Origin of the sequence: Streptomyces sp. NPDC059373 (genome assembly GCF_042751495.1) — a bacterium.
Classification (GTDB): Bacteria; Actinomycetota; Actinomycetes; order Streptomycetales; family Streptomycetaceae; genus Actinacidiphila.
Map to the genome: position 1 here is coordinate 142,486 of NZ_JBHYXC010000004.1, position 21,561 is coordinate 164,046.

Consider the following 21,561-nt stretch of genomic DNA (forward strand, 5'->3'; position numbering starts at 1 on the left):
AGCAGGTGGGTGACTCGCTGGACCTGGACCAGTCCTACCGGGCCCCCGTTCTGCTCGGCTGCTGCCCTTTTGTGCCGGTGCCGCGGGTCGGGCTTGTCGAGCAAGCCCGACCGGCGGCACAGTTGCGTCATGGCCACCACAAGTACCGTCCGTGGGTCCGACCCACGGGGGCGGCAGCACACTGTGCGTGTCACCAGCCGTGGCTCCGCACGCCGTCTGGAGTGCGACACCTGCGGCTGGGTCCAGTCCGCCCAGTTCCTGCCCTGGCTGAAGGCTCGCGACCACCTGGCCGAGGCACACGGCGCCGACGCGCCGGAGTGACCGCGGGGACTGTGCCAAGACGGGCCCTAGACCGCCAGGCCCCTGAGGATCAGGTCGCACACGGCCGTGAAGGCCTCGTCGATGCCGGGCTGTGCCCAGTCGGCGGCGTGGGCGGGGTTGTGGAAGCGGCCCGACGCGTCCCAGACGGCCTGGGCGGTGGCCGGGACATCGGTGGCCGCGAACTCGCCGGCGGCGACCCCCGCGCCGACGATCACCGCGATCTGCTCGACCATCGACGCGACGTGCCGCTCGACCACGCCGCTGTTCTCGACCGCCAGCGCCATGTACGTGGCGAACAGCTCCGGATCGTCCCCCGCCTTGCGCCGCTTCGAGGCGAACAGCGCCGCCAGCCACGCCCGCAGCCGCTCCGGCACAGGGCCGTCGCCCTCCGCGATCGCCTGGAGCGTGGCGTGGGACAGGTCCAGCCAGCGTTGCGTCACCGCCTCGCGCAGCGCCGCCTTCGTCCGGAAGTGCCGGTAGACGCTGCCGTGGCTGACCCCGAGCGCGCGCGCCACGTCCACCACGGTTGCCTTGGCCGGGCCGTAGCGGCGCAGCACGTCCTCCGTGGCGGCGAGGATGCGGTCGGGTGTCAGCGTCTCGGGCGGCATCGCGTCGCGGGCCTTTCGCGGTTCGGGTGATCCCTCAAGTGAACCAATGGTCCCGCCGCACCCCGGGGGCGGGACGCGGGGGGCGGGGTGCGGGGGCCGCCGACGCGTCAGGCCTGCTCGCTGTCGAGGTGGGCCATCTGGGCCGCCGGGTAGCGGTCGCCCGCGGCCGAGCCGCGGGGGACGGCCCGCTCGATGGCGGCCAGGTCGTCCGCGTCGAGGGTGACGTCGAGGGCTCCGAGGGCCTCGGTCAGCCGCTGGCGGGTACGTGCGCCGACCAGCGGGACGATGTCCTCGCCCTGCGCCAGGACCCAGGCGATGGCGATCTGGGCGACGGAGACGCCCTTCTGCTCGGCGATCTTCCGGAGCGACTCGACGAGGTCGAGGTTCCGGCCGAGGTTTTCGCCCTGGAAGCGCGGGCTCATGGCGCGGAAGTCGTTCGCGCCGAGCTGCCGGTCCCGGGTGAAGTGGCCGCTGATGAGCCCCCGCGACAGGACTCCGTACGCGGTGACCCCGATGCCCAGCTCGCGCACGGTGGGCAGGATGTCGGCCTCGATGCCACGGGAGATGAGCGAGTACTCGATCTGCAGATCGCTGATGGGCGCGACGGCGGCCGCCCGCCGGATGGTCTCGGCGCCGACCTCGCTGAGGCCGATGTGGCGCACATAGCCCGCCTCGACGAGCTCGGCGATCGCGCCCACCGTCTCCTCGACAGGGACGTCGGGGTCGATGCGCGCGATCCGGTAGATGTCGATGTGGTCGGTGCCGAGCCGCTGCAGCGAGTACGCGGCGAAGTTCTTCACCGCCGCCGGGCGGCCGTCGTAGCCGGACCACTCACCGGCCGGCCCGCGCAGGGCGCCGAACTTGACGCTGAGGAGCGCCTTTTCGCGGGCGGCCGGGTCGGCGGTGCGCAGGGCCTCGCCGACGAGCAGTTCGTTGTGGCCCATGGCGTAGAAGTCGCCGGTGTCGAGCAGGGTGATCCCGGCGTCCAGCGCGGCGTGGACGGTGGCGATGGACTCGGTGCGGTCGGCGTCACCGTAGAGGGCCGACATGCCCATGCAGCCGAGACCGAGGGCGGAGACCTGGGGAACGGTGGTGCCGAGGGTGCGGTTCAGCACGGTGTGCTCCTTTTGCCGAGGAGGGTGAGGATGAACAAGGGGATATCGGCAAGGATGACACGCGGGCTGACAGATTTCAATATCTGTCAGTCCATTGCTGTCAGTCGCAGGCTCATCAGAGCCGTCAGCACGACCGCCGCCAGTTGCACCACCAGCACCGTCACCAGCGCGTCCCGCATGCCGTGCGAGGGGGCCAGGGACAGGAAGAGCGTGCCGAGCGTGGCCACGCCCAGCGCCAGCGCGGACTGCTGGGTGGTGACCATGACACCGCTGCCGACGCCCGCCCGCTCGGCGGGCACGCCGGTGAGGACCAGGCGCATCAGCAGCGGCAGTTGCAGCCCCTGCCCGAAGCCGGCCAGTATCACGCCGGGCACCAGGTCGAGGACGGTCAGGTCGGACCAGCTCCGCGCCACGGTGACGGCGAGTACCGCCACGCCCGCCGCCTGCAGCAGCCCGCCGACCGTGACCACCCGGCTGCCGTAGCGGCCGATCAGGCGCGGTCCGGCCAGGGAGGCGACGAAGAAGGCCGTGGCCATCGGGGCGAGCGCCAGGCCGGCCGCCACAGGCCCGTAGTGCAGGCCCTCCTGCAGGGCGACCGCGATGACGAACATGAAGCCGCCGAAGCCGATCGAGAACGGCAGCACCATCGGCAACGCCCGCCGCATCCCTGGCAGTTCGAACAGGCTCGGCGGCACCAGCGGGGTCCGCCCGGCACGGTCCGCGCGCCGCTCGACGGCGTAGAAGGCGTAGGCGGCGAAGGGGAAGATCGCCAGCGACACCCAGGTCCACAGTGGCCAGCCCGCGGCCCGGCCCTCGGTCAGCGGGGCGAGCAGGGTCACCAGCGACACCGCGAGCAGCGCCGTGCCGGGGCCGTCGATCGGCGTCGGATGCGCGGAGCGGGTCTCGGGCACCGTACGCACCGCGAGCACCAGCCCGACCAGCGCGACCGGCACGTTGACCAGGAACACGGCCCGCCAGTCGGTTCCGGCGATGTTGGCGGCGACCAGGACGCCGCCCAGGATCTGGCCCGCCACCATGGACAGGCCGGCCGTGGCGCCGTACAGGCTCAGCGCCTTGGCGTGCCGCTTGCCGCGGGTCGCGGAATGGATGGTCGCCAGCACCTGCGGCATCATCAGCGCCGCCGCCGCGCCCTGCGCCACCCGGGCCGCGACCAGCGTCCAGGCGTTCGGCGCGAGCCCGCAGGCCAGTGAGGTCAGGCCGAAGGCGGCCATCCCGGCGAGGAAGAGCCGGCGGCGGCCGAAGGTGTCGCCGATCCGCCCGCCGAGCACCAGCAGCACGGCGTACGCGACGCCGTAGCCGGCGACCACCAGCTCCAGGACCGCCGCCGAGGCGTGGAGGTCGGAGGAGATGGCCGGCAGTGCGACATTGACGATGAAGAAGTCGATCAGGGGCAGGGAAGCGCCGATCAGCACGGTGAACAGCCCCAGCGCGGAGAGCACGGGGGCCGCCACCGGGGCGGGCGCGGACGTCGCCGACGCGGAGGTACGGCCGAGGTGGGTCACCCGGGGCAGCACTTCCGCACGGGAGCGAAGGTCAGTCGTCAGTTCCACAGGTTCGGTCACGTCAGTTACGATCCTCCGTATCTCAGGGTGGTACCAGAGAGCGTTTATCCAGGTATCAGAACCACCTGGCAACCGCTTGAGCCGGGAGCGGCGACGAGGCACCCTGGAACCATGACGACGACCGGCCCGGCACGCCACGAACTGGCCCACTTCCTGCGCAGCCGCCGCGAGCGCATCACCCCGGAGCAGGTCGGCCTCCCGCCCGGCCGCCGCCGTCGCACGCCCGGCCTGCGCCGCGAGGAGGTCGCCACGCTCGCCGCCGTGGGTGTCACCTGGTACACGTGGCTGGAGCAGGCCCGTGACATCCAGGTCTCCGGCCAGGTCGCCGACGCCATCGCCCGGGCCCTCATGCTCGACGCCAACGAGCGCAGCCACCTCTTCGTCCTCGCCGGCGTCCCCGACCCCAACCCGCGCGCCAACTGCCCGGGCATGTCGCCGCAGGTGGCCGAGATGCTCGAAAAGCTGGAGCCGCTGCCCGCCGCCGTCCTCAACAGCCGCACCGACGTCATCGCCCACAACCGCACGTACGCGCGGCTCGTCGGCGACCTCGACCTGCTGCCCTACGAGGACCGCAACATCATGTGGCTGATCTTCACGGACCCGGCCTGGCGCGAGGCCCTCCCCGACTGGCCGGAGACCAGCCGCCTCATCGTCGCCAAATACCGTGCCGCCATGGCCGAGCATCTCTCCGAGCCCGCCTGGAAGGCCCTCGTCAAGCGTCTCCAGGAGGCCTCACCCGAATTCGCGGCCCTCTGGGACCGCCACGAGGTCCTCCAGCCCGAGAACCGCGTCAAGCGCTTCCTCAACCCCGAAGTCGGCCTCCTCACCTTCGACTTCACCCACCTCTGGCTCGGACCCCGGCAAGGCCCCCGGCTCGTCACCTACACCCCGGCCGACGCCGTCACCCGCGACCGCCTGGACCGGCTCTACGAGCTGGCGCTCAGGCGCGAAGCCGCTCCCGTGCCGGCCTGAGCAGCCGCATCCGCGCCTCCATCAGGGCGAAGCCCAGCAGATTGAGCCCGCGCCACTGCGCCGGGTCCGGCGCGCGCTCGTCGTCGGCGGCCAGCCCGATGCCCCATATCCGGTCCAGCGGGCTCGCCTCGACCAGCACCCGCGCGCCCGTGCCGAGCAGATACTCCCGCATGGCCGCGTCCTGGCCGAACTTGGCAACGTTCCCCTCGACGACCAGGTCCCAGCGGTGACGTATCCACTCCTCCTCGTCGAACCCGCGCACCTGGCGGCCAAGCTTCTTCGCCGCATTCGGATGCCGGGCCTCCTGGATCCGGGCCAGCGCCGCGTCGTCCCCGAACAGCCGCGCCTTGCCCGCCATCATCCAATGCTCCGCGCTGCGGTATTCCACCCCGTCCACCGTGAACCCCGAAGGCCACCACTGGCTCAGGCAGCCCGCGCCGATACTGCCGTCCCGCTGCGGCTGATGCCCCCAGAAGAACAGATACTTCGGCCGCACCCCACGCCCCGTCAGCCCGGCGAGCTCCTCGCGGGTGCGTACGCTCGTCGGTCCCCCATGCTGAGTTCGAGTCATGTGATGGACCGTAGCGGGAGGGTCTGACAATTGACCCCTGAATTCAGGGTCGCGCCGGACAGCACGTCACGCGGGGCATTCGACCGGCAGATCGCGCTCACGGGCAGCAGCGGCCAAGCGCTTGTCGTACGAGACGAACGCGGTCAAGGCCTGCTCCAGATGCTCGGCGCTCGCCACGTGGATGGCGTCCAGGCTCCGCAGATGCCGAGACGGGAACTGGCCGGCGGCGCGGAGGATGGGATCAGTCACGCGGATGCGCAGCACGCGGTCCAGCATGTCTTCGGCGGCATCCAGGATCGGCGCAGGAGCCTCAACTCGCACCAGCGCCCGGGCAAATTCGGTGCGGGCGAGGGCGCTGGTCGCGTGGCCTTCGGGGCCACGCGCCGCGAGGAAGGTCCGCAGGGCCGCCGTCTCCTGCTCCGGCACCACGAGTTTGAGCAGCGCGCAGGAACCCAGGTAGATCACCGGTCCTCCTCCTCGCGGAGCGCGATGAGGGCGTCCGCGGGTGATGCCATACCCGGTGGCGGAACGGGCGGCTCCCAGTCGGCCAGTCCGCGTGCCTCGGCGGCATTCTCCGGATCGACGGTCCCCGTGCGGATCAGATCCTCCATGACCCGTTGCCCGGGCGGCGGCGGCCCCAACACGGCGATCAGGCGACCGTTCCGGGTGATCTCCACGCGCTCGCCCGCCACGACTCGGTCGATGAGCTCGCTGGCCTGCTGTTGCAGCTGCCGGATGGGTACTCGCGTGGTCATGACTCAAGCTAGGCGCGGTGGGCGGCAGATGGGGACAACGTGCGTCGATTTACTTCGAACGAAGTACGGTCTCCTTATCCACCAGCTTCGCCATCATCCGCTCCAGTACCGCCAACTCGCCCTCCTCCAGCTCCCGCAGGCCCGCCGGGGGCGTCCCGAGGATCCGCTCGGCCTCGGCGGCGGCGACCGCGCCCGCCGCCGTTACGGTGACGATCTTGGAGCGGCGGTCGGTGGGGTGGGGCGTACGTTCCACGAGGCCGCGCTTGGCGAGGTCGTCGACGACGAGCGTGGTGTAGGGGCGGTCGGTCATGAGGTCGGCGGCGAGATCGCCGAGCTTGGCGGGGGCGGCGGCGATCCGGCGCAGGGCCTTGACGCGGAAGAAGCTCATGCCGAGGGCGTCGCAGACCTCGCTGCGGCGTTCGTTGTCCAGGACGAGGCCGCGCATGGCGGCCCAGGCGCGGGATGCGGCGGCGTCGTTCACCGGGCACCCACCACGCTCTTCGGGGTCGGCTCGCGGAGCCGTTCCGCGGTCCGGTCGGCGGTGCCGGCGGCCCAGCGGCCGGTGGTGAGCAGGCCCAGGAGCAGCACGGCAGCGCCGCAGCCGGCGATGACGGCCCAGGCGGCGATGTTCAGGCTCGCCGCGACGAGGGCGCCCACGACGGCGACGCCGAGGGACTGGCCGACCTGGCGGCTGGTGGAGGCGACGGCTGCGGCGACCCCGGCCTGGTCCCGGGGCATGCCGGAGACGGCGGTGTTGGTGATCGGGGCGTTGACGAAGCCGAAGCCGATGCCGAACAGGACGTACGCCGCGTAGAGCCGCAGGTCCGACGTGTGGGCGTTCAGCGTCGTCAGGAGCAGGCCGCTCGCGGTCGTCGCCACCCCGGCGAGCACCAGGGGCAGCCGTGGTCCCCGGTTGCCGACCATCCGTCCGGACAGCGGTGCGAAGACCAGCGCCATGACGGCCATCGGCAGCAGGTGCAGGCCCGCGTCGAGGGCGGACAGGCCACGGGTGTCCTGCAGGTAGAGGGTGTTGAGGAAGAGGAAGCCCGCCAGCGCGGCGAAGGCGCTCACCGCTATCACCGTCGCCCCGCTGAAGGGCGCGCTGCGGAAGAAGCGCAACTCGATCAGCGGTTCCACGCGCCTGCGCTCGTACCCGATCAGCGACACCAGGGCCGCCACCGCGACCCCGACACAGCCGAGGATCAGCGGCGAGGTCCAGCCCGCGTTCGGCGCCTCGATGATCGCGTACGTGAGCGTGCCGAGCAGCACGATGACCAGCAACTGGCCGACCGGGTCCACCCGGCGGGCCTTGGGTGCCCGGGACTCGGGGACGTACCGGGCCGTGAGCAGCAGTGCCGCGAGCCCGATCGGCACATTGATCCAGAAGATCGCCCGCCAGCTCGCGTACTCGACGAGCGCGCCGCCGATGATGGGCCCGGCGGCCATGCTGATGCCGACGACACCGCCCCAGACGCCGATCGCGCGGGCCCGCTCGCGGCGCTCGGTGAAGGTGTTGGTGATGATCGACATGGCGACCGGGTTGAGCATCGAGCCGCCGATCGCCTGGAGCATCCGGAAGACGATCAGCCACTGCAGGCTGGGCGCGATGCTGCACAGCACCGAGGCGATGGTGAAGAGCGCCAGCCCGGTCTGGAAGACCCGGCGGCGGCCGATCCGGTCGGCGGTGGACCCGGCCAGCATCAGCAGCGAGGCCAGGACGAGGGTGTAGGCGTCGATCGTCCACTGCAGGCCCGAGACGGAGGCGTGCAGGTCGCGCCGAAGCGAGGGCAGGGCGACGTTCAGGATCGTGTTGTCGAGGCTCACGATCAGCAGGCTCATGCAGCAGATCGCGAGGACGAGCAGGCGTCGCCGGGGGCTCAGTTCAGGCATGCGCGGAGACCTCGGATTAGTTGTACGACTATAACGGTTTCACCATACAATGAACTCGGCCATCCGTATACGCGAGAATGGACCCCATGACCGCTGACGCCGCCGCCGACACCACTCCCCTCCAGATCGGCCCGCACTCCGTGTGGCCGCCGGTCGTGCTGGCCCCGATGGCCGGCATCACCAACGCGCCCTTCCGGACCCTGTGCCGGGAGTTCAGCGGCGGCAAGGGCCTGTTCGTCAGCGAGATGATCACCACCCGGGCGCTGGTCGCGCGCAACGACAAGACCATGCACCTCATCCACTTCGACGGCACCGAGAAGCCGCGCTCCATCCAGCTCTACGGAGTGGACCCGGCGACCGTCGGCGCGGCCGTCCGCATGATCGTCGACGAGGATCTCGCCGACCACATCGACCTCAACTTCGGCTGCCCGGTCCCCAAGGTCACCCGCAAGGGCGGCGGCTCGGCGCTCCCGTACAAGCGGAATCTGCTCCGCGCGATCCTGCGCGAGGCGGTGGGCAACGCGGGCGCCCTGCCGGTCACCATCAAGATGCGCAAGGGCATCGACGACGATCACCTGACCTACCTGGACGCCGGACGGATCGCCGTCGAGGAAGGCGTGACCGCGGTCGCGCTGCACGGCCGTACGGCTGCCCAGCACTACGGCGGCAGTGCCGACTGGGAGGCCATCGCCCGCCTCAAGGAGGCCGTCCCCGAGATCCCGGTGCTCGGCAACGGCGACATCTGGTGCGCGGACGACGCGGTGCGGATGATGCGCGAGACCGGCTGCGACGGCGTCGTGGTCGGCCGGGGCTGCCTCGGGCGTCCGTGGCTCTTCGGCGACCTGGTCGCCGCCTTCGAGGGGGCGTACGCCCCCGCGACCCCGGGTCTGCGCGAGGTCGCCGGGGTCATGCGCCGGCACGCGGAGCTGCTGGGGGAGTGGCTGGAGGACGAGGAGCGGGGCGTCATCGACTTCCGCAAGCACGTCGCCTGGTACACCAAGGGGTTCTCGGTGGGCTCCGAGATGCGGCGCAAGCTGGCGATGTCCTCCTCGCTCGCCGAGCTCGACGCCCACCTGGCCGACCTCGACCTCGACCAGCCCTGGCCGGCCGGGGCGGAGGGTCCGCGCGGCCGGACCGCGGCCGGCAAGCGGGTCGTCCTGCCGGACGGCTGGCTCGGCGACCCGTACGACTGCGCTGTCGTGGGCGCGGACGCCGAGCTCGACACGTCCGGCGGTTAACCGCCGATCAGGTCCAATGTCGTTGCCGCCGTCCAGCTGAAGCTGCGGATGCCCCGCCCCTCGCCGGTGTGCGGGTCGACGTACTCGGCGAAGCCCGAGCGTCCGGCGGCGTCCAGCAGGCCCTCCCTGAGCTGCTTGGCGTCGGCCTCGGCGCCGTACTGCCGCAGGCCGCGGTGGAAGAGCCAGGCGATGTTGAACCAGGACGGGCCCCGCCAGTAGCGCGCCGGGTCGAAGGCGGGGGAGAGCAGGTCGTAGCTGGGGAGCAGGTGGACGCGGCCGAGGCCGAACCGGTCGCCGGAGGCGGTGCGCAGCAGGGCCTGGACGAGGTCCTCGGGCAGGCCGGGGACGACCAGGGGGACGAGCCCCGAAGCACTGCGCTCGTCGATCAGTTCCTCGCCGGACGGCGCGCGCAGGTCGCGGCAGCGGAAGATCCCGGCCTCGGCGTCGTAGAGCCGGTCGACGAGGGCGGCGGTGAGCTGCTGGGCCCGGTCGCGGTGCGGCTCGGGCGAGGCGCCGATGGCCTCGGCGATGTCGGCGAGGGCGTACTCGGAGACGATGAGCAGCGCGTTGAAGCAGGGGTCCTCGACGGCGAAGGCGTGCTCCAGGTGCGTGTCGTCGTAGTCGGCCTCCCGGTAGTCCGTGCAGAGCCGTACGTAGCGCCCGTAGTCGTCGTCCGTGGGACGGTCGGCGGCGTCGGAGTGGGCGAGGTCGCGGCGGATGTACGTACCCGGGTCGGCCGGCGCGATCCGGGCGAGAGGGCCGTCCCAGCAGGGGCTGTTGTCCCAGCCGGACTCCCAGGGGTGGACGATGGAGGCGAGTCCGGCGCCGCCGAGGTCGCGGTGGACGCGGAGATAGTCGTGCCACAGGACGAGCTGCGGGTACAGGCGGCTCAGGAAGCCCACCTCCAGCGAGGCGCTGGGGTCGGTGCGGTGGACCTCCCACGCGGCCAGGGCGTGCACGGGCGGCTGGACGATGCCGGACGTGCCGGTGAGGCCGCACTCGCCGGGGACGCCGACCTGCCAGAAGTCGGGGCCGGGGAAGTAGGCGTCGGCGGGGACGGAGTCGTTGAAGACGATGTGCGGGACGCGGCCGTCCGACCGCCACTGGGCGGAGAAGAGGGTCTCCAGTTCGCGGCGGGCGCGGCGCGGGGACAGATGCCGCAGTCCGATGGCGATGAAAGCGGAGTCCCAGCTCCACTGATGCGGGTAGAGGGTGCGGGAGGGGACGGTGGAGCCGCCCGCCCAGTTACCCAGGAGTACGGAGCTCGCGGCAGCGCGTAGCCCCTCGGAATCGGTGTCAGCTGAGTTCCACGGTTCACCGGGTGCGTTCAAAGGTGAGGACACGACTCCTATAACAGCAGTGAGCGTGGCGGCAAACAAAACTCTGGGGAACGTTCCACGAGATCGTCCGGGGAGTGAGACTGAAGGCGTGATTCTCGCCACGTCTGATAGGGGTATCGCTCAGATGAGCACCTCACTCTATGGCACACCTCTCCAAGGCGTGGCACTCAGTGCCATCGTTGTCGAGGTCATCTGATCAAGGAGTTCGATACGGAGCGTGTCCGACCTCGCCTCAACCGATCACGGCTCGCGATCATGTGTTCGGGAAGTGTAGGAATACCCGGCAACCCCCATTCCCTGAGATCACTTTCAATCGCACGGCGGATGGGTGGTTACGGCCATGTGACGTGGTGGTGGACGTACTGCGAGGCCTTCGAGATGGGTACGCTCCCCGCCAGTCAGGGCAACCCGGTCGCGAGGAGAGCAGTCCCGTGTCGGAACGAAACGAAAACCAGAAGTTCGTCTACGACTTCACTGAGGGCAACAAAGACCTCAAGGACCTGCTCGGCGGCAAGGGTGCGAACCTCGCCGAGATGACCAACCTCGGCCTGCCCGTCCCTCCGGGCTTCACGATCACCACCGAGGCGTGCAAGGTCTACCTGGAGTCCGGCGCCGAGCCGTCGGCGCTGCGTGACGAGGTGAGTGCGCACCTCGACGCGCTTGAGCAGCACATGGGCAAGAAGCTCGGCCAGCCGGACGACCCGCTGCTGGTGTCCGTGCGCTCCGGAGCGAAGTTCTCCATGCCGGGCATGATGGACACGGTCCTGAACATCGGCCTGTCCGACGCCTCGGTCGCCGGGCTCGCCGCGCAGGCGGGTGACGACCGCTTCGCGTGGGACTCGTACCGCCGCCTGATCCAGATGTTCGGCAAGACCGTGCTGGGCGTGGACGGCGAGCTGTTCGAGGAGGCGCTGGAGGAGGCCAAGCGGGCCAAGGGCGCCGACAGCGACCTCGGCCTGGGCGCCGACGAGCTGCAGAACCTGGTCGAGGAGTTCAAGGGCATCGTCGCCAAGGAGGCCGGCCGCGAGTTCCCGCAGGAGCCGCGCGAGCAGATGGACCTCGCCGTACGCGCGGTCTTCGACTCGTGGAACACCGACCGGGCCAAGCTCTACCGCCGCCAGGAGCGCATCCCGCACGACCTCGGCACCGCGGTCAACGTCTGTTCCATGGTCTTCGGCAACCTCGGCCCCGACTCCGGCACCGGCGTCGCCTTCACCCGCGACCCGGCCAGCGGCCACCAGGGCGTCTACGGCGACTACCTGCAGAACGCGCAGGGCGAGGACGTCGTCGCCGGCATCCGCAACACGGTGCCGCTCGCGGATCTGGAGGGCCTGGACAAGGCCTCGTACGACCAGCTGATGCAGATCATGGAGACCCTCGAAACGCACTACAGGGATCTGTGCGACATCGAGTTCACCATCGAGCGCGGCAAGCTGTGGATGCTGCAGACGCGGGTCGGCAAGCGGACGGCGGCCGCCGCCTTCCGTATCGCCACCCAGCTCGTCGACCAGCGCCTGATCGACGAGGCCGAGGCCCTCCAGCGGGTCAACGGCGCGCAGCTCGCGCAGCTGATGTTCCCGCGCTTCTCCGAGGACTCCAAGAGCGAGCGCATCGGCTGGGGCATCGCCGCCTCGCCCGGCGCGGCGGTCGGCAAGGCGGTCTTCGACTCGTACACCGCCGTGAAGTGGTCGCGGTCCGGCGAGAAGGTCATCCTGATCCGCCGCGAGACCAACCCCGACGACCTCGACGGCATGATCGCCTCCGAGGGTATCCTCACCTCGCGCGGCGGCAAGACCTCGCACGCCGCCGTCGTCGCCCGCGGCATGGGCAAGACCTGCGTCTGCGGCGCCGAGGAGCTCGAGGTCGACACCAAGCGCCGCCGGATGACCACGGCTGCCGGGCTCGTCGTCGAGGAAGGCGACATCGTCGCCGTCGACGGCTCCACCGGCAAGGTCTACCTCGGCGAGGTGCCGGTCGTCCCCTCGCCGGTCGTCGAGTACTTCGAGGGCCGCATGCACGCCGGTGCCGACGACGCCGACGAGCTGGTCGCCGCCGTGCACCGGATCATGGCGTACGCGGACCGAGTACGCCGCCTGCGTGTACGCGCCAACGCCGACAACGCCGAGGACGCCAACCGGGCGCGCCGCTTCGGCGCCCAGGGCATCGGCCTGTGCCGCACCGAGCACATGTTCCTCGGCGAACGCCGCGAACTGGTCGAGCGGCTGATCCTCGCCGACACCGACACCGAGCGCGACGAGGCACTCAGTGCCCTTCTCCCGCTCCAGAAGGCCGACTTCATCGAGCTCTTCGAGGCGATGGACGGCCTCCCGGTCACCGTGCGGCTGCTGGACCCGCCGCTGCACGAGTTCCTGCCCGACATCACCGAGCTCTCGGTGCGGGTGGCGCTCGCCGAGTCCCGCCGGGACTCCAACGAGAACGACCTGCGGCTGCTTCAGGCCGTCCACAAGCTCCACGAGCAGAACCCGATGCTCGGCCTGCGCGGCGTCCGCCTCGGCCTCGTCATCCCCGGCCTGTTCTCCATGCAGGTCCGCGCCATCGCCGAAGCCGCCGCCCACCGCAAGAACGCCAAGGGCGACCCCCGCCCCGAGATCATGATCCCGCTCGTCGGCACCGTCCAGGAGCTCGAGATCGTCCGCGACGAGGCCGAGAAGGTCATCGCCGAGGTCCAGGCCGCCACGGGAACGGACCTCAAGCTCACCCTCGGCACCATGATCGAACTTCCCCGCGCCGCGCTGACGGCCGGCCAGATCGCCGAGGCGGCGGAATTCTTCTCCTTCGGCACGAATGACCTCACCCAGACCGTCTGGGGCTTCAGTCGCGACGACGTCGAGGCGAGCTTCTTCACCGCCTACCTCGAAAAGGGCATCTTCGGCGTCTCCCCCTTCGAAACCATCGACCGCGACGGCGTCGGCGCGCTCGTGAAGTCCGCCGCCGAAGCCGGCCGCGCCACCAGGCCCGATCTGAAGCTCGGTGTCTGCGGCGAACACGGCGGCGACCCCGAGTCCGTCCACTTCTTCCACGAGGTCGGCCTCGACTACGTCTCCTGCTCCCCGTTCCGCATCCCCGTCGCCCGACTCGAGGCCGGGCGGGCGGCCGCCCTCAGCAAGTCCACCAACGACAGCCGGTAGGCACGCAGGGCCCACGGGCCCGTAAAGACCATCTCCGCACCCTCACCGGGGGCGGCGCCTTGTGCGGAGGCGCCGCCCCCGTCTTTGTGACCTGCGCCGATTGGGCTGCACTGCCTGTGGGCAGGGCTGGGTGCCCGGCGGTCGCGGGGCCGCCGGGTGTCGGGGTTGTCGGTCAGCCGATCGAAAGGGGACAGGTCATGGCACCTGGGGTGTAGCCCGCACGGTGAAGAACACGCTAAAGATCTCGTTGGCCAGATCAAGGCGCCACTGGTAGCGCCCGGGGGGGATGGGCAACGGGCTGACGTTGAGCGCGAACGAGGCGTCGATCGAGGAACCGTGCGCCAGGCCTGGCGGCCGTCCTACTTCTAGCTGGCCTTGGCTGGAGATGGCCTGCGGTCCTGCCGGAGTCTGGACGGCCACAGGCTGACCATCCGAGTCGAGCAACGAAAACAGCATCGTGATCTTTTCGTTTGCTCGATCCCACGGCACCTTGATGAGAACAGCCAATCCCATGGGGGCTGTCGGCGATGACGTCTGAGACCAGCCTGCCCCGAGCATGTGAATCTTGCCGGTGGCGGGTTCTGCCTGTGCAGCGTCACAGAGGATTAGCTGCGCTTCGATCGGTGATGGCATTAGCGACCTGCGAGTTCCCTACTCAGTTGGTTGGTAGCGCTGGTCAGTATCGGTTCCAGAACAGCAACGCCGAGATGAGCGGTGTGGCCGAGACTTGGGGGCGCCGTCTCGTGCTTCTCACCGCGCTCGAACCGGGCAGCTACCTCGGTCTGCGGCTCGTCGTCCTCATAGAAGTCGTTCTCGGTGCTCATGCGACCATCCTCCCTCGTCGGGCTTCCCGCAGCGACAGCTCAAGCCTGTGGGTATGCGCTTCCAAGGTGCCACGCATCGCCCATCGGATCGAGAGCTGGGTACAGAACCGCCAGAACGCGCCTGTTTGCGATCCACGTCTCGACGATTACGCGCCTCCCCCTGTCCGGGCTGTCGTCCCAGACATAGCGAAGCCCAGCCTTGCAGACCACGGCGTCGCGGATGTCGTCTGGATGCACCCCGTGCAATTGGATGATCTTTTGCTCAGTGCGATCGCTGATATGCAGCTTTGCTACCCACAGCGACGCCACAACATCCCCGATCTAACCTGGTGCTCATGTTCAGGGGCAGAGCGTAGTCGATGATGTCCAATGTATCTAGTTCGTCTAAAAAGATCATTTATCGCATGGATATACGGGCGGCTCTGCGGCGGGCCATGAGAACTTGCCCGCCAATACCCTCCCGCGCGGGCGAGCACGCCGAGCGGGTGTCCGCCGCTGTGGACACCCCAGCTGGGAGTGCACTGAGGTGCGCCCGCCGCAGCCTCGGGCGGCGCTGGGCACGTGGATACACCGCTGCGTCTGGTCATCGAGCCCCCGTCGCGGACGGGCGGCCGACGGTTGTGGGTCGACGGCGAGATCCTCGGCGTCGTGTACGGATGGCGGGACGTGGCGGAGTTCCGCGCCGCGCCGGCCTGGACGCCGATACCCTCGCGCCTGACAATCCGGTGCTCGACTGGCACGGGGGCGGACCCGACGTGTGGATGTGACGACGACCAGCGCGACGGCCCCAGGGGCGGACGTGCGAACACCTCCCGGGGCCGCCTGCTGCCCGCGTCCCCCACCATCTGGGCAGGGAGGGCACACCTCGCGCGAAGGTGCCGGTACGCGGGCGTAGGAGGGGCGCCGCCGTTCGCTCGGGGGAACCTCGACGGCGCCCCGGTCCTAGAGCTGTGCGCCGCCGGCGCCGATGTATGCGGTCCACAGCTTCTGGCCGTCCTCGCATCGGCCGTTCGCCGAGTTGCACCACGCGGGGCAGCCGCGAAGGTGGGTGAGGAACGCGACGTATGCCGTCTCGACGGGTGAGGCAGCGTCGCGGGTGGCGTGCCAGACCTCGCCGAGCTTGCTCGTGACCTCGCGCACGCGCTCGGCCTCCTCAGCCGGCGTCGCGTCGGGCACGTCGACCAGGAGGTCACGGATGGCGCGGCCGAGAGCTTCGGAGCGCCGACCGAACTGGTCGTCTGGGGCGCTCACGCTTGCCTCCCGGTCGGCGTCTTGGTCGTCTCGCAGTTCGGTGCGCACGCCCACAGTTCGGTGGGCACGGTCTTGGAGCCGTACGGGATGTCGTAGACGACGATGGAGCGGTCTATGTAGAGGCGGCGGTCGCACAAGGCGCAGAACCAACCGTTGATCTGCTCTTGGCGGAGCGCCGACACATTCAGTGCCGCTCCGCTGGTCGCGGTGCTCACCGGACTGCGCAGGCGGTCGCTGAGCGGTCGCCCACAGTGTTCTTGTCTGGCGGGAGCCAGGACGGGCGGTTAAGGCGGTCTGTGGTGGTTCCCCGAGCGTGCATGCCTGGACGGTAGGGCGCTGGGTTGCCGCACTATTGGCGGGTTGCTCGGAATTTCTCCGGAGCGTGGCCGGGCTGCTCGGGATTGCTCATGCGAGGTCGAGCGCAGCCCTCGCGCGGGCAATCAGTCGGTGCGCGACAGGTCCATAGGCGGCGCTGGCGTCGAGGCGTTCCCAGACCTTGCCGTACAGCGCGATATCCGCCGCGTCGTCGAGCCACATCTCGGCGTTGATCGTCTCGACGATCACCAGTCGCTCGTCATAGATCCAGAACCCGTGCCGAGGCGTCATCGTCAGGGCGGCCTCGAAGGGGATGATGCCGAGCGAAACGGTGTCGAGGCCGATCAGCCCGGCGAGGCGGTCGAGTTGCGCGGCCAGCACCTCGGGCGGACAGATGCGCACACGCAACGCCCCCTCCCACAGCAGGGCACGGAACTCGTGACCGGGCTCGTAGAGGGTCGCCTGCCGCTTCATGCGGGCCCGCACGGCAGCCTCCGTATCCCGAGGTGTCTGCCGCAACTCGGCGTTGTGCAGTAGCAGGTGCCGGGCGTAGTCCGCGGTCTGGAAGATGCCTGGCACGACGGTCGCCTCGTAGGCCCGCACGGTACGGCTGGCCAGGTGTTCGACGGCCGCCGTCTCCTGCCGGGCGCGGTGGCCGGCGGCGAGCTGGCGGCGCCACGACCGGTAGTTCGTCTCCAGCCCGGTCAGCCGGCCTTTCAGCTCGGCCGCGCTTCCGGGGCTGCCGACGCCTCGGCCCACACGGTCAGATCGGCGTTCTTCGGGGTCTGGCGGCCGTTCTCCAGCTTGGACACCTTCGAGGGCAGCCAGCCGCAGCGAGCGGCCAGTTCGCGGCCGGAGAGCCCGGCCTCGGTGCGCAGCTCACGGAGCCGGGCACCGAGGGCCATGCGTGCCTGCTGGAAGTCCGTCGTCACACGGCTGACGGTACCTGCGCCTGAAATTCCACGGTGGGCACTGCGTAGTGCCAGGCAGCATCCCGGGCCTGGCAGGCGGCGAGGACCTGCGTGGGGTCCTCGATCACCTCGACGCCGAGGGTGACGCCCTCCTGATCGATGTGGAACGTCACCAGCGTGCGGGCGTCGAAGAGCCAGAAGTCGTACGACGGCAGGCCGATGCGCTCGGCCTGTGCGCGGTACAGGTTCCTGATGTCCTCGCCGGCCTCGACGTTGCCCAGACCGGTGGCGAGCAGGAAGCGCTGGCCGTCGGTCGGCGGGTCGTCGACCAGCCGCACCCGCTCGAACCGCTTGCCTCGCTCGGCCTGGGCACGGACGTTGGCGTGCCATGGACTGCCGGGGTTGTAGCCGAAGCGTTCGCCTTGCTCGAAGCGCTGCCAGCTGGGGCTGACGCGGTCCGTTGCGTATCCGCGCTGGGTCTCCAGCCGCCAGGCCGTGTGCTCGAACTCGTTGAAGAGATGCGTGATCTCTTCGAACGGGATCAGGTCGGGCACGCCTTACTCCTTCGGTGCGAAGCGGGTGAGCAGCTCGCGCGGGATGACGACGAACGCCTCGTGCGCGGCAACGTCCTTGAGCTGAGCGACGTCCTCGGGGTCGGTGACGGCGTTGCCCTGGACGAGGATCTCGCCTGTGTCGAGGTCCTCGTACAACGTCGGGCAGTTGCCGTCCTCGGACGTCGTGCCAATGAAGCGCAACCTGCGGGCCATGGCGTTCCCCTCTCGTACAGCCGGCCACGGTGCCTGACCTTGGCGCACGGTAACGGCGTGGCCGAGGGGCGCAACAGGGCGCCTCCGGTGCCGCTACGGCATCCTCCCCCTGCCGGGCACCTGCGATGCGATCATGCACGACCCGATCCGCGCCCATGCCCACGTCGCAGATCTCCGCCCGAACGAGGGGATTGATCCGCGCACAGGGCTGGACGGCGATTGCCGAGACCAAGCGGAGAGCAACCTCGGTCCGACGACCGGATCGACGTCAGGAGAAAGACCATGGACCCGACCGAGCGTGCCCTTCAAGCGCGCCTCGCCGCGTACAAGAGCTGGGCCGCGACACCCGACCGAGCGAGCCGTACGGTCGCTGCACGAGGCCTCCAGCCACACACGATTCGTGAGGCAGGCCCGCGAGATGCACCCCGACGGGACCGAGGATCAGATTGCCAAGGTCGCGGAGTCTCTGCGGAAGGCGTTCTACGCCGAGTTGGGACTCAGATCAGCGCAGGCCCGGCGGATCAAGCAGGAAATGCGGGAGGCGGAACGACGCCGAACGGACGGGTAGTGAGCGACTGGCCGGCCACTTGTTGACGGAGCGTGCTGATCTCGCTGAGCAGCTTTTCCAGCAGGTCATTGCTGACGAATGGCACCCGTGTCCCCCTCGGATAGGCATCGCTCCGGTTGAGGATCAGGCTTCGGATCTTTCGCCCACAAGGACGCGAATTGGCCACGGCTTCCTCGCCCGCCGGAAGATGGGCAGCCAGACGACTTGGGGCGCCGAGTCTTGCAACGTCACAGAATGACCACATGCCAGACGAAGGCGGCCTCACGCACGACGATGTCCTCTCAGACGCCACCGAGGGGGACACGATGCCCAGTTACAGCGACGTGCACAAGGCCGTTCGGGTCGAAAAATTCAGAATCTGGTTGGCGTGGGCGTCGGGCGGGGCCATCTGGCTGATCATCACCAACGCGACCAGGAACGTTCCGATCCTGAGCGTGATCACGCAGGTGCTGCTCGTCGCCCTCGGCATTTTCTTCACCGTCGCCGCACTGACGATGACGAGGAAGCTGAACGCCAAGGCGGACGCGGCCCGCAAAGAAGTTCTCGGCGAGCTGTGACCAGGCTGCGGGTGTGTCGGCCTAGTTGTGGATTTGCTCGTTGATGACGTCCTCAGCGATCTGTGAGACCTCGTCCGAGGTACGTCCTTGGCAGGCGGGGGGATCGGTGGGCGCCCCGGCGAGGGTGACCGTGCCCGGCTCGTATTGATCTTTGAGGGCGTCGTGGCAGCCCGCTGGGCCGGGCGGGTACGCCTTGACGGGTGCTGCGGGCGCATTGGTGGGTGCGGACGGCGTGGTGTCGGAGCTGCTGGAGCAGGCGGCGAGGAGGGCGGCGCCGGCGAACAGCGGCGCGGCAGTGGTGCGGGTGTGCATGATCCCCATGGGATGTGACTGGGGGCAGCATGTTGTCATGGTTTACCTGCTTGCATGACTCCGTGACCCTCTCGTGGCTTCGTCACTTCCGTTGGCCATGGGGTCGCCGTGTGTTGGGTCACTCGTAGGCGGTAATGATACGGCGAATCGGGGCATTCTTCTTCCATAAGGCCTCGGGTTGGGCCAGAGTGTCAGTCCTCTGTTCCAAACTGGAGTCACTGATTGGCGTCTTGGGGGTAGGCGATGAGTGTGACCATCAATGAGCAGCGGACATCCGAACACGACGACGATGTTGTCATCGAGCTGACCTCGGAAGAGTTCCACGACGCAGCGCGGCAGGCCTTGCAACGGCTTGGGCTGACGTATGCCGAGCTGGAAGAGCAGGCACACCGTCACGACTTCGAGTCCTCCCGGGCCCAGATGCTGTGGATGGCCATCGGCGGCACGGTTGATCTCTGACGCTCTACAAAGCCAGGCCAGGGCGTTCGCCGAGGAAATACAGGGATTACTGAACCGCACCGTGTGCAGTCATGTGCAGATGAAGGCCGTGGCTCGGCCTACCGCGGACGGCGGGCGGACGTTCTCCCTCGGGCACCAGCTGACGAAGATGCTCGAGCCGGTCCGGTTCCCGCTACGGATCGGCAACCAGAAGCCGCGCCTGTGGATGGACCTTAGCTTCGTATGTCACCTGGACGCCGAGGAGGAGTACCTGATGGTGCTCTCCTCGTTCTTCGGCGTGTTCGCCAGCGAGAGCGCGAAGGATGCCTTGTTCCACTACGACTACGAGAGGAACAAGCGGGACGACTACCCGGACGCGCATCTGCAGGTCGCCGGCCAGGAGGAGACGCTGGCGGCGCTGCTGCCGGGCAGGCCACTGCCGAAGCTGCACTTTCCGGTTGGCGGGAAACGCTTCAGGCCGTGCCTTGAGGACGTCATCGAGTTCCTGGTCCGTGAGGGGCTGGCGGAGGCTCGGGACGGCTACAAGGATGTGCTGGAGGCTGGGCGGGCCCGGTTCCGCCGTAACCAGTTGCGGGCAGCGATGAGGCGGAGCCCTGAGATCGTGGAGGATTTCGTCCGCGAGATGGGGCTCGTCAAGGACTGACGGCGCCCATCCGGCCTAACCCGCTGGGCGCCCAATCCGCGTATCCCGCAGGCTGACCTCATGCGTGCCATCTGGTCGGGCCTGTGGCGTTCGGCCTGGTCAGCGTGCCCGTCGAGCTGTACTCCGCGATGGAGGAACAGGGCCCGGGTCTGCATCAGGTGCACATGTGTGGGTCGCGGATCCCACGCCGCAGGGTGTGCGGGGCCTCACGGACGGCGGAGTATGACCCGCGTCGGCCAGTGACAGAACCGTGACCGCGTGTGCGAGCGGCCCTGCGCTCGGGACAGGGCCGTCACCGCCAGCCCCCGCCCTGTTCAGCCAGCGCTGGCGCGACGCCCCGCGCCACCAGCCGCCGCCTAGAGCCCCGCGTACGTGACGCCCGTGAGCTGCTCGGAGGCCGCCCACAGGAGTTCGGCGGCGCGGTCGTCGCGGGTCCAGGGGGCGCGCCAGGAGGGGGCGGGGGAGCCGCGCCAGCCCTGGAGGCGGGGGCCGGTGAAGGAGTCGGGGGTGACGGAGGGGGCGGTGGCGGCGTAGAGGGTGGGGAGGGCGCCGGCGTCGGCGGACTGGGCGATGACGCGGTTGGCCAGGGTTGCGACGCGCTCGGCGATGTGGCGGCCCTCCATGCGTACGCCGGCGGTCTGGAGGTTCGTGGAGGCGTAGCCGGGGTGCGCGGCGGCGGCGACGGTGTCGGAGCCGGCGGCGGCCAGGCGGCGGGCCAGTTCGTGGATGAAGAGCAGGTTGGCGCTCTTGGAGCGGCCGTACGCGACCCAACGGCGGTAGCGGCGCTCGCTGTTGAGGTCGTCGAGGTCCACGTTGGACAGGGCGTGCATGCCGCTGGAGAGGCTCACCACGCGCGAGCCGGGGGTGGCGAGCAGCTGCGGCAGGAGCAGCCCGGTCAGGGCGAAGTGGCCGAGGTGGTTGACGCCGAACTGGGTCTCGAAGCCGTCGGCCGTGGTGCCGTGGGGGAGGGCCATGACACCGGCGTTGTTGATCAGGAGGTCCAGCCGCTCGTCGTCGTAGTTCTTGGCGAAGCCGCGTACGGTCGACAGGTCGCCCAGGTCGAGGTGGCGGTAGCCGGCCCGGGCGGACGGCACCTCGTGCTGGAGCCGCCGCACGGCGTCCTGGCCGCGCTGTTCGCTGCGGCAGGCCAGCAGGACGCGGGCGCCGTGGCGGGCCAGCTCGCGGGCGGTGACGTATCCGATGCCGCTGTTGGAGCCCGTGACGACGGCGGTGCGGCCGGTCTGGTCGGGGATGTCGTTCGCGGTCCAGGCCATGCGGATCTCTCTCCTCGTTCGCGTACGAGCCGTGTCCCCCCGGTGTCGTTGTCCCGCTCGGTCAGGGTAGTTCAGTCGTCGATTCCGGTGCGCTCCACGCCCGCGGGCCGTCCCCTGCGAACCGGAACCCCCGCCCGC

The 21,561-nt window shown here is 69.7% G+C and carries 24 protein-coding genes and 1 pseudogene; 7 read left to right on the forward strand and 18 right to left on the reverse strand.

The annotated features are described in order from the left end of the window. The first annotated feature begins 129 nt into the window (after window positions 1–129). Window positions 130–321, forward strand: a complete 192-nt coding sequence (locus tag ACFXJ5_RS10795) for a hypothetical protein (RefSeq protein ID WP_384629845.1) — start codon at window positions 130–132, stop codon at window positions 319–321. A gap of 26 nt (window positions 322–347) precedes the next feature. Here ACFXJ5_RS10795 and ACFXJ5_RS10800 read toward each other — a convergent pair whose 3' ends face one another. The 3 genes from ACFXJ5_RS10800 to ACFXJ5_RS10810 all read right to left on the reverse strand — a co-directional run bounded on the left by ACFXJ5_RS10800 (window position 348) and on the right by ACFXJ5_RS10810 (window position 3,567). After that, the gene (locus ACFXJ5_RS10800; protein WP_384629846.1) at window positions 348–929 is read right to left on the reverse strand and encodes a TetR family transcriptional regulator; all 582 of its coding nucleotides are present in this window, start codon (window positions 927–929) and stop codon (window positions 348–350) included. Window positions 930–1,036: 107 nt separating this feature from the next. Next, window positions 1,037–2,044, reverse strand: coding sequence for an aldo/keto reductase (locus ACFXJ5_RS10805; protein WP_384629848.1), 1,008 nt, complete (start codon window positions 2,042–2,044; stop codon window positions 1,037–1,039). A gap of 86 nt (window positions 2,045–2,130) precedes the next feature. Continuing rightward, window positions 2,131–3,567, reverse strand: coding sequence for an MFS transporter (locus ACFXJ5_RS10810; RefSeq protein ID WP_384630069.1), 1,437 nt, complete (start codon window positions 3,565–3,567; stop codon window positions 2,131–2,133). 171 nt (window positions 3,568–3,738) lie between these two features. On the opposite strand from ACFXJ5_RS10810, the gene ACFXJ5_RS10815 reads away from it, so the two are divergent. Beyond that, a complete protein-coding gene (locus ACFXJ5_RS10815; RefSeq protein WP_384629850.1) occupies window positions 3,739–4,599 on the forward strand; it encodes a helix-turn-helix transcriptional regulator in 861 nt (286 codons plus the stop codon). Here the strand turns inward: ACFXJ5_RS10815 and ACFXJ5_RS10820 are convergent. From ACFXJ5_RS10820 to ACFXJ5_RS10840, 5 genes are all read right to left on the reverse strand, one after another. Continuing rightward, window positions 4,568–5,170, reverse strand: coding sequence for an NADAR family protein (locus ACFXJ5_RS10820; protein WP_384629852.1), 603 nt, complete (start codon window positions 5,168–5,170; stop codon window positions 4,568–4,570). The two genes, ACFXJ5_RS10815 and ACFXJ5_RS10820, sit on opposite strands and share 32 nt — an antisense overlap. Window positions 5,171–5,236: 66 nt before the next feature. Continuing rightward, window positions 5,237–5,635, reverse strand: coding sequence for a type II toxin-antitoxin system VapC family toxin (locus tag ACFXJ5_RS10825; protein ID WP_384629854.1), 399 nt, complete (start codon window positions 5,633–5,635; stop codon window positions 5,237–5,239). Next, window positions 5,632–5,925 (reverse strand): type II toxin-antitoxin system Phd/YefM family antitoxin, encoded by a 294-nt coding sequence (locus ACFXJ5_RS10830; protein WP_384629856.1) that lies wholly within the window; start codon window positions 5,923–5,925, stop codon window positions 5,632–5,634. The genes ACFXJ5_RS10825 and ACFXJ5_RS10830 overlap by 4 nt, the downstream gene beginning before the upstream one ends. Window positions 5,926–5,974: 49 nt before the next feature. Then, the gene (locus ACFXJ5_RS10835; protein WP_384629858.1) at window positions 5,975–6,406 is read right to left on the reverse strand and encodes a MarR family transcriptional regulator; all 432 of its coding nucleotides are present in this window, start codon (window positions 6,404–6,406) and stop codon (window positions 5,975–5,977) included. Continuing rightward, the gene (locus ACFXJ5_RS10840; protein WP_384629859.1) at window positions 6,403–7,815 is read right to left on the reverse strand and encodes an MFS transporter; all 1,413 of its coding nucleotides are present in this window, start codon (window positions 7,813–7,815) and stop codon (window positions 6,403–6,405) included. The genes ACFXJ5_RS10835 and ACFXJ5_RS10840 overlap by 4 nt, the downstream gene beginning before the upstream one ends. An 86-nt stretch (window positions 7,816–7,901) precedes the next feature. Between ACFXJ5_RS10840 and dusB the strand changes: the two genes are divergently transcribed. Beyond that, window positions 7,902–9,053, forward strand: coding sequence for a tRNA dihydrouridine synthase DusB (gene dusB / locus ACFXJ5_RS10845; RefSeq protein WP_384629861.1), 1,152 nt, complete (start codon window positions 7,902–7,904; stop codon window positions 9,051–9,053). On the opposite strand, the gene ACFXJ5_RS10850 is transcribed toward dusB, so the two are convergent. Further along, the gene (locus ACFXJ5_RS10850; RefSeq protein ID WP_384629863.1) at window positions 9,050–10,396 is read right to left on the reverse strand and encodes an MGH1-like glycoside hydrolase domain-containing protein; all 1,347 of its coding nucleotides are present in this window, start codon (window positions 10,394–10,396) and stop codon (window positions 9,050–9,052) included. The genes dusB and ACFXJ5_RS10850 overlap by 4 nt on opposite strands. A 428-nt stretch (window positions 10,397–10,824) precedes the next feature. Here ACFXJ5_RS10850 and ppdK point away from each other — a divergent pair, with 428 nt between their 5' ends. Further along, entirely contained in the window at window positions 10,825–13,542 is a 2,718-nt protein-coding gene (gene ppdK / locus ACFXJ5_RS10855; RefSeq protein ID WP_384629865.1) for a pyruvate, phosphate dikinase, read from the forward strand. Window positions 13,543–13,737: 195 nt separating this feature from the next. Here ppdK and ACFXJ5_RS10860 read toward each other — a convergent pair whose 3' ends face one another. The 7 genes and pseudogenes from ACFXJ5_RS10860 to ACFXJ5_RS10890 all read right to left on the reverse strand — a co-directional run bounded on the left by ACFXJ5_RS10860 (window position 13,738) and on the right by ACFXJ5_RS10890 (window position 17,610). Then, window positions 13,738–14,175 (reverse strand): DUF6941 family protein, encoded by a 438-nt coding sequence (locus ACFXJ5_RS10860; protein ID WP_384629867.1) that lies wholly within the window; start codon window positions 14,173–14,175, stop codon window positions 13,738–13,740. After that, window positions 14,175–14,366, reverse strand: coding sequence for a hypothetical protein (locus ACFXJ5_RS10865; RefSeq protein ID WP_384629868.1), 192 nt, complete (start codon window positions 14,364–14,366; stop codon window positions 14,175–14,177). The genes ACFXJ5_RS10860 and ACFXJ5_RS10865 overlap by 1 nt, the downstream gene beginning before the upstream one ends. Before the next feature lie 942 nt (window positions 14,367–15,308). After that, entirely contained in the window at window positions 15,309–15,617 is a 309-nt protein-coding gene (locus tag ACFXJ5_RS10870; RefSeq protein ID WP_384629870.1) for a hypothetical protein, read from the reverse strand. Continuing rightward, window positions 15,614–15,832 (reverse strand): hypothetical protein, encoded by a 219-nt coding sequence (locus ACFXJ5_RS10875; protein ID WP_384629872.1) that lies wholly within the window; start codon window positions 15,830–15,832, stop codon window positions 15,614–15,616. Before ACFXJ5_RS10875 ends, ACFXJ5_RS10870 begins: the two co-directional genes overlap by 4 nt. Window positions 15,833–16,022: 190 nt before the next feature. After that, window positions 16,023–16,864: pseudogene (locus tag ACFXJ5_RS10880) on the reverse strand (helix-turn-helix domain-containing protein). After that, a complete protein-coding gene (locus ACFXJ5_RS10885; protein ID WP_384629873.1) occupies window positions 16,861–17,397 on the reverse strand; it encodes a DUF6879 family protein in 537 nt (178 codons plus the stop codon). Before ACFXJ5_RS10885 ends, ACFXJ5_RS10880 begins: the two are co-directional and overlap by 4 nt. A gap of 3 nt (window positions 17,398–17,400) precedes the next feature. Then, the gene (locus tag ACFXJ5_RS10890; RefSeq protein WP_384629875.1) at window positions 17,401–17,610 is read right to left on the reverse strand and encodes a hypothetical protein; all 210 of its coding nucleotides are present in this window, start codon (window positions 17,608–17,610) and stop codon (window positions 17,401–17,403) included. A gap of 810 nt (window positions 17,611–18,420) precedes the next feature. On the opposite strand from ACFXJ5_RS10890, the gene ACFXJ5_RS10895 reads away from it, so the two are divergent. Further along, window positions 18,421–18,735, forward strand: coding sequence for a hypothetical protein (locus tag ACFXJ5_RS10895; protein WP_384629877.1), 315 nt, complete (start codon window positions 18,421–18,423; stop codon window positions 18,733–18,735). Window positions 18,736–18,756: 21 nt separating this feature from the next. Here ACFXJ5_RS10895 and ACFXJ5_RS10900 read toward each other — a convergent pair whose 3' ends face one another. Beyond that, the gene (locus ACFXJ5_RS10900) at window positions 18,757–19,047 is read right to left on the reverse strand and encodes a hypothetical protein (protein WP_384629879.1); all 291 of its coding nucleotides are present in this window, start codon (window positions 19,045–19,047) and stop codon (window positions 18,757–18,759) included. Window positions 19,048–19,290: 243 nt separating this feature from the next. Here ACFXJ5_RS10900 and ACFXJ5_RS10905 point away from each other — a divergent pair, with 243 nt between their 5' ends. After that, window positions 19,291–19,506 carry a hypothetical protein gene (locus ACFXJ5_RS10905; RefSeq protein ID WP_384629881.1) on the forward strand — a complete coding sequence of 72 codons (216 nt, stop codon included), beginning with the start codon at window positions 19,291–19,293 and terminating at the stop codon, window positions 19,504–19,506. Between the two features lie 79 nt (window positions 19,507–19,585). Then, entirely contained in the window at window positions 19,586–20,149 is a 564-nt protein-coding gene (locus ACFXJ5_RS10910; RefSeq protein WP_384630071.1) for a hypothetical protein, read from the forward strand. Between the two features lie 356 nt (window positions 20,150–20,505). On the opposite strand, the gene ACFXJ5_RS10915 is transcribed toward ACFXJ5_RS10910, so the two are convergent. Further along, the gene (locus ACFXJ5_RS10915) at window positions 20,506–21,423 is read right to left on the reverse strand and encodes an oxidoreductase (protein WP_384629883.1); all 918 of its coding nucleotides are present in this window, start codon (window positions 21,421–21,423) and stop codon (window positions 20,506–20,508) included. Window positions 21,424–21,561: the final 138 nt, after the last annotated feature.